Consider the following 16,573-nt stretch of genomic DNA (forward strand, 5'->3'; position numbering starts at 1 on the left):
TATAATTACCTGTGAGAATTTCATGAAAATAGTATGTTATCCTGAGTTTAACTGGAGATAATCATTACTAAATATCAAATTTACAAATGTGAATGTTTCTGTAAAATAACACCAATGATATGGTTTTTGGCCTGTTTTGCCTGAAATGAGTCAAAGATTGTCCGAAATGAGTTAATGGAATGCTTTAAAAATTAGGTGTTTTGTGTTTATACAAATGCATCTGATATGAAAATAAAATTTATCCTTTCCTTTTTGTTTATTGTTTTCGTTGACTTTAGTGTTTCAGCTTCTTCTGAAAGTTTGGCACCACCAAGCATCACCTACCAGCCATACAGTAGAGAGGTTGCTGAAAATAATAGCACTATTTTTTATGTAGGGTCTAGTGATGCAGATACATATCAATGGCAGGTACAGTCAGGTGGCTCATGGTCTAATTTGTCCAATGTTTCTCCATATTCAGGAGTAGATACTAAATTATTAGCCTTAAGCTCCGTAAACGGTTTAAATGACAAACAGTACAGGTGTATAGTAAGTAATGGAGGAGGGAGTCTTACCTCAGATCCTGTTAGGCTAATAGCAGTGAGCTCTGATTTAAGAATAAACGTGGGTGACGCTGGTAATAATTGCTTCATTGCTGCTGATAAAAATATGTGGCATACTGGCAACGATGGGTTAGGAACTTTAAGAAATATATTTACCGGCACCAGTGCAAATGGTAATAATCCTTATCAAGTAAAGTGGTCTACAGGAAATAGCCGCTGGGAACTAAGGTTAGATGCAAATCATGATGGTGTTTATGAGGTTTTAACACATTATAACTCAAATGCTAGTGCACCTAACCCTCCAAACTTAGGTACAGGCACTTGGGTAGTTAATGAAGTGGCGTGTGGTAGCTTAGGTACTTTTCAAGTATTAATACCAACTCCTGGAAGTTTATCTGCAGGAGATATCGCTTTTGTAGGTTTTAATTCTGATGATCCAGATGGCTTTTCCTTTGTTGCTTTAAAAGATATTCCTGCCAATGAAGTTATAAACTTTACTGATCATGGCTGGGCTAAAGGTTCTTCTAATACTTGGATGCGTGGTAGTGAAGCTCATTTTTCTTGGACAGCACCCGCTGGAGGCTTAGCAGCGGGAAGTATTGTCTCCATAATAGAGACCAGTGATGATGTTTTAACTGTAACAGGAGGAGGAACAGTAGGAAGCATAGTGGAGGTTGATGGTAAAACAGCAGAGAGTTTTAGTTTGTTAAGCGACAATCTATTTGCCTATCAGGGGATTTTAGGATCCTTAAACCCTACTTTTTTGACTGGTTTATTGGCCGACGATAATTATCTTCACACATCGGGTTGTGATAACCTAACTACTAAATGGTTTACGGAAGACATAGATGCTACTAACTGTCCGCAAATGACAGTTTCTCCACCTTCTAGTGGAGGAACCTCAACAATAGCACCAGGTTTAACTAATGGCACAAATGCCGTGATGTTAAATCCATTTGTAACATCATCTCCCTCTGTAACTGTTGCCGAAGTTGACAATTATAAATACAACGGAACATTCTCAGGGACACCTGAAGAGTTGGCAATTGCCATAAATGACTATAATAATTGGCTTAGAGATAATGACAATACCTATGATATTAACCCATCGGATTATAATGGAGGCAGTGGCTTTTCAGTGACTGTTTCAGAACCTCCAGCCATCCCTACAGCGACTTCCGCACCTGGGACAATTTGTGACGGAAATTCGGCTTTAGTAACTATATCAGGAGATAAGAACGATGCTACAGCATGGCATGTCTATACAGGTTCATGTGGAGGAACCTTAGTTGGAACTACAGCTGGGTCAACTATAATTGTCACACCTACTCCACCTAGTACTACCTACTATATTAGAGGAGAAGGTGGAGGAGTAACTCCAGGGGCATGTGGTTCAATAACCGTTAATACTACCGCCAGAGGAGATGCTAGTTTTACCTATGGGGAAAATAGTTTTTGTAATTCAGGGTCAGACCCAAGTCCTATAGTTACTGGAGTTAGCAACGGAACCTTTAGTAGTTCCGCTGGATTGCAATTAAACCCTTTTTCAGGAGTTATTGATTTATCAGAATCCACGTTGGGTGTTTATACGGTAACTTACACTACTTCTGGTTTATGTGCTGGTGAAGAGGATTTTATTGTAACTATCACTGGCTGCCCCGAAATAAACATAAAAGCTAGAAACACAGATATAGCCGATGGCGATACCTCTCCTAACCAAAAGGAAGATACTGATTTTGCCTATGCTTATACTGATGGAGAGATAGTTACGCACACTTTTACCATTGAAAATCTAGGTGCTTCTGAGTTAACCCTGAGTGGATTACCGGTTGTCTCAGGAACCCATTCTAGCGATTTCACCATTACGGATAATCCTAGTTTAACTATTGCAGAAGGTGAGTCCACAAGTTTTGATGTCACTTTTAATCCTTCAACTACGGGAACACGAAACGCTACAATAACTGTAAATAGTGATGATGCCGATGAAGCCGTTTATAATTTTGATATTAGAGGAATTGGTCAAAATACAACACAAGTAAGATGGGTGAATAATCAGTCTGAAACAAGACCTTCTACCATTGATTTGGAAGGCGTGACCTATGATGTTTTTGCCAATACTTATACCACCATTCAAAGTGCCATCAATGCAGCTACTAATGACGATATAGTATTGATTACAGATGGCGTTTATAGGAATGCCGCTGAATCTACATCTACCAACTGTGCAATAAACGGTGCTGATCAAGATCAGGCTCTTTACTTAAATATTACAAATAAGAGAATAAAGGTGAGCTCAGAAACGGGTGATTACTGTAGTTCATCAGCAAGGTTAGTAGGCTATGGCTTTGATATAAGATATGGATTTAGTAATCCAGTAACTATACAGGGTTTACATATTGACAGCGTACGAGTAAACGCTTTTTGGAATACCAATAATGTGAATTATGGAGCTTTCGCAGCCAGTAATGTTAAAATTTTAAGAAATAAAGTAAGCAACACGCGTTCGCATGGTTTAAAAACAGATTCAGGAGGAGGTTTTAAAGCTGACCGAGGAGCATGGGATATCGTAGGGAATGTTTTTGAAAATATTGGGTTTTACGATGGTTCAGGTTTTTGTACTACTCCTGCCGCTGTGTCTGCAATGTGGCTAGGGGAGGCAGGAGATAGTTTCGTGATTTCTGACAATATCATAGATAACACCAAATGGGCCGGTATCCTTTGTGATGGATACACGAACTTAAAGATTAACGGGAATAGAGTTTCAAACACCGGAAATGCAGGAATTCAAATTGGCTTCTCTTCTGCAAACTTCTATTCTCCAGATAACGCAGATATAAGCCATAATACTATTACCAACGCAAATATCAGTCAAGAAGTAGGTATAGGAGCAATAACCATTCTTCACAGTAATGTAACTGGAGTTAACATTACATATAATGATATTTCATCCTCTTTTAATGGCCTAGCTATTGAAATTGCTGGCTGGCAAGATTCTCCTGACATCACATATGTGAATAAAAATAATTTTCACAATCTTACTTCGGGCAGTTTTGGCGTGACACACATTGCAGGAATAGCTCCTAACGGTCTATTTGGTACCGCAGACGATTTAACCAATTATAATTTTGAGAATAATTATTGGGGCGACGCCAGTGGCCCCACCTATACGACTAATCCTAGCGGAACAGGAGAAGGATTATGGAAGGAAACCACTGTTAAAGGAAGTGGCGGAAACGCTCTAGTATATTCTACAGGTGATTTTGATTTTACACCCTTTGCAACTGCTGCCAATACGGTTAACTCTATAGCAGTTCAAAGCTGTACAGCACCCGAAATAAACCTCAAAGGAAACGGTGTAAGCATAGTAAATGGGGATAATAGTCCTTCTGTTACCGACTCTACAGATTTTGGAAGTCATGGAGTAGCGTCTGGTAGCAATACCAATACTTTTACTATTGAAAATACAGGGTCGGCTACATTAAGCCTAACAGGAAGCCCTAGAGTGAGTATAAGTGGTCATACCACTGATTTCACGGTAAGCCTTCAACCGTCTTCTACGACGATTTCGGCATCAGGTAATCTAACTTTCCAAGTAAAATTTGACCCAACAGCGACAGGTTTAAGAGAAGCAACTATAAGTATAGCTAATGATGACGCTGACGAAAATCCGTATACTTTTGATATTCAAGGGACTGGTATTTCAACCTGTGCAACAGTAGCTAACGGTACAGAACTCATGACCTGGACAGGTGCCAAAAACACCACTTGGAATGATGCCTGTAACTGGTCACCGGCAGGAATTCCTACAGCAGGTAATGATGTGGAAATTCCGTCGGCTCCGTCTAATCAACCTACCATAAATACCATGAATGAGGTAGCGTCCTCAGTAACCTTGGAATCAGGAGCTACACTTACCATTTCATCTATTGGAAGGCTTACGCTCAATGGAGCAAACTCATTAAATTCTACCCTCTTAAATGAAGGAACTGTAGAAAATAATGGAAAGTTAGTTTTAGGAAATTTAAGTCCCTTATCTTCAGAAGGAATCACGAATACTGGAACGTTTAATAATAATTCGGGTGCAGAAATAGAAATAGACCGTACTACTTTAACCGCCATATATAATTTTGGCGGCACATTTAATAATGCTGCCGAAATCACCATAGGTGCCAATGCTACAGTAGGGGATTATGGAATTACAAGCTCTAATGTTTTCAATAATAATACAGGTGGAGAAATTAAGATTGACAACGCGAATTTAGACGGTATTAGAAATTTTGGAACTTTTACCAATGTTGCATTATTGACCATTGGTGCTAATGTAAGTGCAGGCACTGATGGAATAGATAATCGTGGTACTTTTAACAATAACACAGGCGGTATTATAAACATAGATAATTCTGGGACTAATGCTATTCATAATGGTACTTCAAGTATATTTACCAATGTAGCAACAATGACAATTGGGGCAAATTCAAGTGTAGGAGTTTATGGTATTTTTAATCTTTCTACTTTCAATAATAACACTGGCGGAAATATATCCATTGATAATTCTACTAGTACAGGGATTTATAACTTAATTGGAACATTCTCGAACGTCGCAACACTGACCCTTGGAACCAATGCCAGTTTAGGTGTTTATGGGATTTACAATTCGGCTACTTTTAATAATAATGGAGGCGGAAATATAAATATTGATAATTCTACTACTGCGGGGCTTTATAATTTCTCTGGGACATTCTCAAACGCCGCAACATTGACCCTTGGAGCAAACGCCAGCGTAGGGGATTATGGATTACAAAATGATAATGTTTTCAATAACAATACAGGTGGAGAAATTAAGATTGACAACTCCACTTTAGCTGGTATTAGAAATAATGGAACCTTTACCAATGCCGCAATATTGACCATTGGTGCTAATGTAAGTGCAGGCTCTGAAGGAATAGAGAATCGTGCTACTTTTAATAATAACACAGGTGGCATCGTAAGCATAGATAATTGTAGGAATCAAGCTATTATCAATACCGCTTCCAGTATATTTAACAATGTAGCAACAATTACTATTGGGGCGAATTCAAGTGTAGGAGGTTTTGGTATTTTTAATCAATCTACTTTCAATAATAACACCGGTGGAAATATATCTATTGACAATTCCACCTCTATTGGACTATTGAACTTAGCAGGAACGTTTACCAATTCCGCCACATTGACTTTGGGGGCTAATGCCAGTGTAGGAAATTATGGCATGGATAATCGTGCTACTTTTAACAATAATACAGGCGGAATTCTATCTATTGATAATTGTACTACAACAGGCTTATATACCACCGTTACCGGAGCGTTTATTAATTCCGCCACATTGAGAATTGGAGCAAATTCAAGTGTAGGGAATATTGGCTTAAATATCAATGCAACATTCAACAACAATAACTGCGGGGAGGTATTGGTAAAGCAAGGAAGATTACAGGTCACACCCGGTATTACTTACACTAACGAAGGCTACACTTTCGTTGCAAATGAACTATCCAACCTTGGTACGTTTACAAATAATGGCGTCCTCAAATATGGTACTACCACAGGTAATGCCATAAGCAATGCCACCGCACCATCCATCATTGTCAATGATGACCCAACGCCCATTTTCACCTACGGAGCTGCCTTTAATGGCACCATAGACGGGATTTTCAAAGATGATTCTGTAACATCTGCTGGTACTTTTTCTGCTCCAAATACTTTTACGCCCTCAGGTTTAGCATCAGGTTCTCAAACGCTTATCGCTAAAATTACTCCAAATGGAGGTGGCTGCACATATTTGGTGCCATTTGACTATGTGAATTGTATGGCCTCTGCAACTATTTCTTACACCGGAACTCCCTTTTGTACAAGTGCCTCGCCAGCTTCGGTGACACTTACTGGTACCACGGGAGGAGCATTTACATCTTCTCCGGCAGGATTGACCTTGAATAGTAGTTCTGGTCAAATAACGCCTTCTAGCAGTTCTGCAGGTACTTATACCGTTACGTATACCATTGCAGCATCAGGTGGTTGCCCTTCAGTGACCGCTACTACTGCAATCACCATAAACGCCTTAGATGATGCCAGTTTCAGTTATGGCAGTGCTTCTTATTGTGTAAGTGCGGCCGACCCAACACCAACAATTACAGGCGTATCGGGAGGAAGCTTCAGCAGCACAGCAGGATTAATTATCAATGCTTCTACAGGAGCAATAGATGTTTCAGCTAGCACAGCAGGCACATATACCGTAACATATACGACAGGAGGCACTTGTTCAAACAGTTCAACGGCAAGCGTAAGCATTACGGCCTTAGACGACGCAGGATTCAGTTACGGCAGTGCCTCTTATTGTGTAGATGCATCAGACCCAACACCAACAATTACAGGAGCAGCAGGTGGCACATTCAGCAGCACAGTAGGATTAAGTATTAATTCGGGAACAGGAGCAATAGATGTTTCAGCAAGCACAGCAGGCACATATACAGTGACGTACACCACAGGAGGAACTTGTTCAAACAGTTCCACGGCAAGTGTAAGCATAACGGCACTAGACGACGCTGGCTTTAATTATGCATCGGCCTCTTATTGTGCAGATGCTTCCGACCCAACACCAACAATTACAGGAGCAGGAGGTGGCACATTCAGCAGCACAGTAGGATTAAGTATTAATTCGGGAACAGGAGCAATAGATGTTTCAGCAAGCACAGCAGGCACATATACAGTGACGTACACCACAGGAGGAACTTGTTCAAACAGTTCAACTGCAAGTGTAAGCATTACGGCACTAGATGATGCCAGTTTTAGTTACGGCAGTGCTTCGTATTGTTTAAGTGCAGCCGACCCAACACCAACTATTACAGGCGTATCAGGAGGAACATTTAGTAGCACAGCAGGATTAAGTATCAATGCTGCTACGGGAGCAATAGATGCTTCAGCAAGCACAGCAGGCACATATACAGTGACGTACACCACAGGAGGAACTTGTTCAAACAGTTCAACTGCAAGTGTAAGCATTACGGCACTAGATGATGCCAGTTTCAGTTATGGCAGTGCTTCTTATTGTGTAAGTGCGGCCGACCCAACACCAACAATTACAGGCGTATCGGGAGGAAGCTTCAGCAGCACAGCAGGATTAATTATCAATGCTTCTACAGGAGCAATAGATGTTTCAGCTAGCACAGCAGGCACATATACAGTGACGTACACCACGGGAGGAACCTGTTCAAACAGTTCAACCGCAAGCGTAAGCATAACGGCACTAGACGACGCTGGCTTTAATTATGCATCGGCCTCTTATTGTGTAAATGCGGCCGACCCAACGCCAACAATTACGGGTGTATCAGGTGGAACGTTCAGCAGCACATCAGGATTAATTATCAATGCTTCTACAGGAGCAATAGACGTATCAGCAAGCACACCAGGCACATATAACGTAACATATACGACAGGAGGAACCTGTTCAAACAGTTCGACGGCAAGCGTAAGCATAACGGCCTTAGACGATGCGAGCTTCAGTTACGGCAGTGCCTCGTATTGTGTAGATGCATCAGACCCAACACCAACAATTACTGGTGTATCAGGAGGAAGTTTCAGCAGTACAGGAGGGTTAAGTATTAATGCTTCCTCAGGAGCAATAGACGTATCAGCAAGTACGCCAGGCACCTATACCGTAACATATACTACAGGAGGAACCTGTTCAAACAGTTCCACGGCAAGCGTAAGCATAACGGCCTTAGACGATGCGAGCTTCAGTTACGGCAGTGCCTCGTATTGCATAAGTTCAGCCGACCCAACCCCAACTATTACAGGGGTATCAGGGGGTACATTCAGCAGCACAGTAGGATTAAGCATTAGTTCAGGAACAGGAGCAATAGACGTTTCAGCAAGCACGCCAGGCACATATACAGTGACGTACACCACAGGAGGAACCTGTTCAAACAGTTCAACCGCAAGTGTAAGCATAACGGCCTTAGATAATGCCAGTTTCAGTTACGGCAGTTCCTCGTATTGTGCAGATGCTTCCGACCCAACACCAACTATTACAGGCGTATCAGGAGGAACATTTAGTAGCACAGCAGGATTAAGTATCAATGCTGCTACGGGAGCAATAGATGCTTCAGCAAGCACAGCAGGCACATATACAGTGACGTACACCACAGGAGGAACTTGTTCAAACAGTTCAACTGCAAGTGTAAGCATTACGGCACTAGATGATGCCAGTTTCAGTTATGGCAGTGCTTCTTATTGTGTAAGTGCGGCCGACCCAACACCAACAATTACAGGCGTATCGGGAGGAAGCTTCAGCAGCACAGCAGGATTAATTATCAATGCTTCTACAGGAGCAATAGATGTTTCAGCTAGCACAGCAGGCACATATACAGTGACATACACCACAGGAGGAACCTGTTCAAACAGTTCAACGGCAAGTGTAAGCATAACGGCACTAGATGATGCCAGCTTCAGTTACGGCAGTGCCTCTTATTGTGTAAGTGCAGCCGACCCGACACCAACTATTACAGGAGTATCGGGAGGAAGCTTCAGCAGCACATCAGGATTAAGTATCAATGCTTCTACAGGAGCAATAGATGTTTCAGCAAGCACGCCGGGTACATATACCGTAACATATACCACAGGCGGAACCTGCTCAAATAGTTCAACCGCAAGTGTAAGTATTACGGCACTAGATGATGCCAGTTTCAGTTACGGCAGTGCCTCTTATTGTGTAAGTGCAGCCGACCCGACACCAACTATTACAGGAGTATCGGGAGGAAGCTTCAGCAGCACATCAGGATTAAGTATCAATGCTTCTACAGGAGCAATAGATGTTTCAGCAAGCACGCCGGGTACATATACCGTAACATATACCACAGGCGGAACCTGCTCAAATAGTTCAACCGCAAGTGTAAGTATTACGGCACTAGATGATGCCAGTTTCAGTTACGGCAGTGCCTCTTATTGTGTAAGTGCAGCCGACCCGACACCAACTATTACAGGAGTATCGGGAGGAAGCTTCAGCAGCACATCAGGATTAAGTATCAATGCTTCTACAGGAGCAATAGATGTTTCAGCAAGCACGCCGGGTACATATACCGTAACATATACCACAGGAGGAACCTGTTCAAACAGTTCAACAGCAAGTGTAAGTATTACGGCACTAGATGATGCCAGTTTCAGTTACGGCAGTGCTTCGTATTGTGTAAGTGCAGCCGACCCAACGCCAACAATTACAGGTGCATCAGGAGGAACCTTCAGCAGCACAGTAGGATTAAGTATTAATTCGGGAACAGGAGCAATAGATGTTTCAGCAAGCACGCCGGGTACATATACCGTAACATATACCACAGGAGGAACCTGTTCAAACAGTTCTAATACAAGCGTAACTATTAATGCATTACCAACAGTAAGCATCTCAGGGATAGATGACTTGACCTGTGGCACAGCCAGTGTCACGCGAACAGCGAGTGGCGGTGGAACTTACTCTTGGTCAAATGGTGATAATATAGCCACAGCGACCATCAATGCTGCTGGAACTTACACGGTCACAGTAACATCAGCAAATGGCTGCACAGCGACAGCGACGACGGTAGTTACTCAAGATGTAACGACACCATCAGCAACTATCACAGGAGCAGCAAACCTAAGTTGTGCGGTAACAAGTGTGACGAGAACAGCCTCCGGCGGCGGCACTTACTCTTGGTCAAATGGTGATAATACAGCCACAGCGACCATCAATGCTGCTGGAACTTACACGGTCACAGTATCATCAGCGAATGGTTGCACCGCCACCGCAACCACGGTAGTCACGCAGGATGTAACAGTTCCAAGTATAAGTATCACAGGAACAGATAGTTTAAGTTGTACTCAAAGTTCAGTGACAAGAACGGCAGTAGGCACAGGAACCTATCAATGGTCAAATGGTTTAGGAACCAACGCGACAGCAACTATGACAAGTGCCGGAACCTACACCGTTACACTAACAGCAGCCAATGGCTGTACAAACACAGCTACCACAGCAGTTGTTTTCAAAAATAATTTAGTAGTTACAGCTTCCAATGATGGCCCCTACCAAGACGGAGAGAACATAAACTTAATGGCAACGGGTGGGCCAAGCTATTCTTGGGCAGGTCCAAATGGCTTTACGAGTAGTTCTGTAAACCCAAGTATAGCCAATGCCACTGCGGCCAAAGCAGGAATTTACACCGTGACGGTGAATAATGGAAGCTGTACAGGTACCGCCACTACCAATGTGATAGTTTCTTGCAGCACACCGGGTATGAGTTATTACCTAGCTTATACAGACGGAGCAGAACCAGAAGTATTCTCGCCATTGATAGAGCAAATGGAAGTACAAGTATCAAACAGACCGATGACGGTACTAGCAGTACCAAATTGCGAGCTACCGGTCATAGAGAGTACAAGACTACAACTGTCAGGAACAGGGAATAATCATTTCTATATTGACAATGCACTTCCGTTCTCACTTTATGAAGTAAATGGTGTGGCGACAGGAGAGGCTTTTGAAGCCAACTATTACACGTTTATAGCCAGAGGTTTTGACCAAGGCAATTCGGAGGTAGGCACCGAAATAATTGGTCCAGATGAGCTGCACTTTTCAGTAGTTCGAGGCGATAGAGAAATCACAAGTCCAACGCTTTCAACCAACACCATTTGTGCAGGAACAAGTTTAACAGTTTCATCCACAGCCTCAGGAGTATTTAGTTTCAATGTAGGAAATATGTACCGAGCCTACCTTTCAGATGAAAACGGAAACTTTGGGAATCAGATATTGATAGGAAGTTCTTCAGACCCAACTAATATCTCATGTACTATTCCAAATAATCTACCAAGCGGAAATAATTACAAAGTTGTGGTTCGTTCGTCTTCACCAATGGTGTCTTCAGCGGTGTCGGCTAGTCTGTCCATTACTTCATCAAGTGTGAGTTTGTTATCACCAACGCATGACATTTTGAGCGGAACGCGAACCGAGCAAGCCACGCAAACGGTCAATGCCCAAAATAAAATAAGTGGCGGTGCAAACGTAAGCTATAAAGCAGGAAACGCAGTGATGTTAGAGCCAGGTTTTAGTGCTGCATCAGGAACTGTTTTCAGTGCTAAAATTGAAAATGTGTGTGCGGATTGATAAGAAATTCTAAGTGTTTTAGGCGTAAAAAACTCCAGCAATTTTATGAAAATGTAATAAGTTTCTCAAAAGTTCATTTTTGAAGGTCTTTTGCTCAGAATGAGTTAAAGATAGCCCGAAATGAGTTAATGGGAACAAGCTTTTTTTAGAAACTTTGTGGAGCTAATGCAAGCTTTTAATCATGGCACAATGAGAGAATTAGTTAAACTTTAGGGGTAAAGTTGAGGGTGGGGCTTTTATAGCCTCACTTTCATTTCTCAAGAAGTTATTTCGATGAATTTAGCTTGTAAAAGTTTTGGAAGGTAATTGCTCAGAATGAGTCAAAGATTGTCTGAAATGAGTTAATGGTATAGCGTTTTTATTATGAATTTTGTGTTGGGCTTTTGTTCCGCTTTAGCCAAATATTGAAAACTAGATTTTAAGTACGCATAGAAACAAAAAGGGGTTTTAGTTTAAATGTTTACTTGAAAAGGGAGGGACGAAAGTCCCTCTCTTATTTTAAACCACTTCCGTTTCTATAACAATTCCTTTTACTAGCGTTTTGTGCACAGGGCACTTAGAGGCAATCTCCTTTAATTTGGCAATTTCGCCAGTGCTTAAATCGCCTACTAGTTTTAATTTCTTTTCAATTACATCAAGTGAGCCTTCTTTTTCAGAATCCTCACTATGTCTTTTAGAATGGCTTAAGTAAACGTAGACTTCATCCAATGCTATCTTCTTTCTTTCTGCATACATTTTTAATGTCATTGCGGTGCAAGCCGCTAAGCCTGCATTCAATAGTTCATAAGGCGAAGGCCCAAAATCATCTCCACCTACAGAGCTAGGTTCATCCGCTATAAGGCTATGCTTGTTAGTTTGGATGGAGGTGGTGAAGTTGTTTTCAACTAAATCTAAATGACCTACTACCTGCTCACCTTCGGTACTTATTTTTTTTGTGTCTGGTACTTGAATATATCTTTGAGCCCAAGTTCCTATCACGGACCCTACATATTCGCTGTCTTCTTTCTTTGTAAGAAGGTGGTCTGAGCCATCCAAAGAAATAAAACTTTTAGGATGGAATGCCTGCTCATAAAGTTCCTGAGCATTTTCTATGCCTACAATAGTGTCTTGAGGCGAATGAAGTATTAGATATGGCTTTTTTAAGTCGTGAACAATTTTTGGTAAATCCGTCTTATCAAAATTATCAACGAAATCCTTATTGATAGTAAATGGTCGGCCACCTATGTTTACTTCAACTTCATTGTTCTTTTCAAAATCTGGATCGCCATAAGTGAAAAGCCTTTTGACATGATTAACACTTGATGGTGCACCTACGGTGGCTACTGCTTTTATATTATCAAGTTTTGACGATGCCACTAAAACGGCAGCACCACCTAAAGAATGTCCCACAAGTAGGGTAGGGGCTTGGTAGTTTGTTCTCATGAATTCATTTACATCCATAAGGTCATTCACATTTGCCGTGAAATGACTTTCGGTAAAATTGCCTTCACTTAGCCCTAAGCCTGTGAAATCAAACCTCAAGACTCCAAAGCCATGTTTTGTGAGTTCTCTTGAAATATTTTTGACTGCATTTAGGCTTCCGCTGCATGTAAAACAATGCCCAAAGATGGCATATTGGGCAGGCTTTTGGTCGGCTGGAAGTTCTAAAAAGGCATTTAATGTATGGCCTTTTGAGTTTGGGATTTCGAGTTTCGGCATGAATCGTTTATAGGAGTGATATTGTTCCCTAAATAACGGAATTTAAACCTAGTCAGATTTTAACGATTTATTTTAAACACCTGAAAGGTACTTAAATGCTCCACAGGAGCGTAATGTTGGTAGTCTCACGCAGTCAAAGGAAGGTATAATTTTTTTTGACGAGATTTTGGCCTTAAAAGCCAAAATCATGACAAATTGCTATGTCATTTTTGGAACAGTATAATTAAAGAATTATGCTTCGCCTTTCTAAAAGCACATTATCATACCAAACCGCATTTCTTTGACCTATTTTTTCTCGAACGCCAACTTCCCTAAAACCCATTTTTTTATGTAAAATGAGGCTTGCAGTGTTTTGAGGGAATATTTTTGATTGAAGTGTCCAAATGCCCTGTTGTTCACTTTCTTTTATAAGTTCTTCAAAGAGAAATGTCCCAAAGCCTTTGCCCGAAACAAGTGGGTCAATGTAAATACTTACTTCGCAAACACCTTTATAAACTTCCCTTTTTGACGTTGGGCTTAAAGCTGCCCAACCCTTTATTTCGTCATTCTCAGTGATGACCAATCTGCAAGTCTCCAAATGACTTTGATGCCAATATTCCCATTCAGGAACTTTTAGCTGGAAAGTGGCAATGCCCGTATCTATCCCTTTTTGATAGATAGACTTCACCACTTCCCAGTCTTTTGGCAACATTTCTCTTATTTGCATTTTAGCAACATCCTCCACCAGGCGTGCAGCAGCTTTCTTCGGCGGCAGCACCTACTGTTTCTAATCTAACTTTTTGTTTTCCTTCAGGAATTCCACAACTGTCTTTAGCCAAACAATCCGTGAATTTTGAGCTTAAAATAAAGTGCTGACCGTCAAAGTCAAGGCCATATTTTCCAATAGTGGCTCCTTGATACTCTACTTCTACTTCTAAATCTTCCATGCCTAAAACTTTCTGAGACAGGTCAATGATGTCGTTCAGCTTAGTAGGGGCTAATCTGTGGTCATGATCTTCGGCAGACCAAAGCTGAAAATTAGCCACTTTTTCATTTCTTACTGTGCCACCACAGTCAATGAAGTTCTTAGTTATCATACCCACTTCGGTTACATGGAAGTGTTCAGGTACGAATGTTCCGTCGGCCAATTTGAATTGTAAATCTGAGATGCCTTTAAGGCTGTTTTGTACTTCTGATAGTTTCATTTTTTTATAAATTTTAATTTGTCTTATTGCTCCCGATAGCTATCGGGATGCGATGGGTTTGTGTAAAAAAATTAGCAACAAGTACCTTTATACTTGCCAAACATGTTACTGAAAAGCTGATTAATAGCCTCCCAGCGTTCAGGATGAATGCAGTAACTCATAGAAACACCTTCTATGGTTCCTTGAATAATCCCAATGTCTTTCAACTCTCTCAAATGTTGGCTGATGGTAGCTTGAGCTAGTCCTAGTTCTTGTACCAAATCTCCATTAATACAGGCATTGGCCGCCAATAGGTATTCCAAAATAGCCACACGAGCAGGATGCGAAAACGCCTTAGCCACTTTAGCCAGCTCGTTTTGCTCTTTTGTAAATAAATCTGTCTTTGTTATTCCCATCGTTCTAAATATTACATTGCAATATTACGATGAATGTTTTTTCTGACCAAATATTTGTACATTTTTCTCTAACCTAAGCTTAGAGCAAAATCAAAAAAAGATGAATTCAATATATCTCCCTATACCGTCTGAGCACAAGCAAAATTCTAGAACTAAACTTATTTCAAGGGGAAACCTTATGAAATTTTGAATGTGCGAGTTTACAGGGTGTCGCTTTTTTTTGGTTCGTTTTTTCGAACGGTGCGACGCCTCGCAAAAAATGAACTCCCTGCCGGAAGGCAAACGAAGAAAATGTATTTTTTAAGAACATGGTTTAAACAATCTTAAAAGTTTTCCCATATTCCCCCTTTAACCGAATAATAAATTACTAATCTCAAAATCAATTAATTAACAGAGTCTTAATATTTAAAACGCTAACTTCATAACAAAAAAAGTAGCCATGACTCAGCATCACATTTACTGGTGGAATTTGGAGAACCTCTTTGATATTGAAAATTCACCTGACCGACCAGCTTGGTTTCAAAAAACTATTAAGAATGAGCTGAAAGGCTGGAATAGCCTAGTTCTTGAAAAGAAATTGACCAACTTATGTCAAATTATTAGTCAAATGAATCAAAATCAAGGCCCTGATATTCTTGGCGTTTGTGAGATTGAAAATGAAGCTGTAGTGGTGAAATTGATGGCAAAAGTTACCACCATTACCGGTCGTAATTATGCGGTGCTACATCAAGATACCAAAGACAAAAGAGGAATTGATATAGCCGTAATTTATGATTCAGATAAATATACTACCGATGGAGAAGTCTTCTCTTTAGAGATAATGAAGCGAAACGCTACCAGGGATTTGTTTCAAGTGAGTTTAACTACCCAAAACGGAAACGAACTAGTGCTTATAGGAAATCACTGGCCTTCAAGAATGGGAGGGAAGTTTGCCTCAGAACCATACAGAATGATGGTGGCAGAAACGCTGAGCTACTGGATTGATAGAATTCATGAGGTAAAATTGGAAGTTAATAATGACAAAAATCCTGCGATAGTCATCATGGGAGATTTTAACGATAATCCTTATGATAGGTCTATTGTAGACTACTTGAGGGCTACGGGAAACCTTGAAAAGGTCAAAAATGCCCGAAGTAATGTTTTGTTTAATTTGATGTATCCTTTTCTTAACTCTAAATATGGTACGCATGTTTACGGCAGTGAAATGTCTATGCTAGACCAGTTTATAGTTACCAAACCTTTGGTGGTAGACTCCGCCAATTATCCTTTTCAGGTGGAAGCTACCAACCTTCTTACTTATCCTGAACTAGTCAAAGGAGACTATAATACACCAATAAGATTTGGAAGACCAAGCAGTAAAAACACTTTTAATGAGGCGGGTTTTAGTGACCACCTGCCTATTGAGCTTGTTTTGGAAGAAAGAGGTTGATTTCAATTCTACTCAAGTTAAGTATTGCATTCAGGAAATAAGCGTTTGTAAATGTTTCTAACGGTTAGTAAACGTTTAAGTGAAAAAAGCAAAGTAGTTTAGTGTGAGTAACTTAATTGCAATTTATTTGCTAATTGTAGTAGTTTTATGGCGTATAGCCGAATGTTGGC

Annotated in this window: 6 protein-coding genes; 2 read left to right on the forward strand and 4 right to left on the reverse strand. The window is 40.8% G+C overall.

Going from position 1 to position 16,573, the window contains the following annotated elements:
* Positions 1–225: 225 nt before the first annotated feature.
* Positions 226–11,697: a choice-of-anchor D domain-containing protein gene (locus AADJ06_RS13220; protein WP_341226940.1), complete on the forward strand. Its 11,472-nt coding sequence runs from the start codon at positions 226–228 to the stop codon at positions 11,695–11,697.
* 498 nt (positions 11,698–12,195) lie between these two features.
* Here the strand turns inward: AADJ06_RS13220 and AADJ06_RS13225 are convergent, their stop codons facing one another.
* The 4 genes from AADJ06_RS13225 to AADJ06_RS13240 all read right to left on the reverse strand — a co-directional run bounded on the left by AADJ06_RS13225 (position 12,196) and on the right by AADJ06_RS13240 (position 14,974).
* Positions 12,196–13,395 carry an alpha/beta fold hydrolase gene (locus tag AADJ06_RS13225; protein ID WP_341226941.1) on the reverse strand — a complete coding sequence of 400 codons (1,200 nt, stop codon included), beginning with the start codon at positions 13,393–13,395 and terminating at the stop codon, positions 12,196–12,198.
* Between the two features lie 223 nt (positions 13,396–13,618).
* Complete coding sequence (locus AADJ06_RS13230) at positions 13,619–14,101, reverse strand: N-acetyltransferase family protein (protein WP_341226942.1); 483 nt, start codon at positions 14,099–14,101, stop codon at positions 13,619–13,621.
* Position 14,102: 1 nt separating this feature from the next.
* Positions 14,103–14,579 carry a DUF6428 family protein gene (locus AADJ06_RS13235; protein WP_341226943.1) on the reverse strand — a complete coding sequence of 159 codons (477 nt, stop codon included), beginning with the start codon at positions 14,577–14,579 and terminating at the stop codon, positions 14,103–14,105.
* 71 nt (positions 14,580–14,650) lie between these two features.
* Positions 14,651–14,974 carry a metalloregulator ArsR/SmtB family transcription factor gene (locus AADJ06_RS13240; protein WP_341226944.1) on the reverse strand — a complete coding sequence of 108 codons (324 nt, stop codon included), beginning with the start codon at positions 14,972–14,974 and terminating at the stop codon, positions 14,651–14,653.
* Positions 14,975–15,413: 439 nt separating this feature from the next.
* On the opposite strand from AADJ06_RS13240, the gene AADJ06_RS13245 reads away from it, so the two are divergent.
* On the forward strand, positions 15,414–16,403 hold the full coding sequence (locus AADJ06_RS13245; RefSeq protein ID WP_341226945.1) for a hypothetical protein: 990 nt from the start codon (positions 15,414–15,416) through the stop codon (positions 16,401–16,403).
* Positions 16,404–16,573 lie beyond the last annotated feature (170 nt).

It is taken from the genome of uncultured Arcticibacterium sp., assembly GCF_964021845.1.
Lineage (GTDB): Bacteria > Bacteroidota > Bacteroidia > Cytophagales > Spirosomataceae > Arcticibacterium.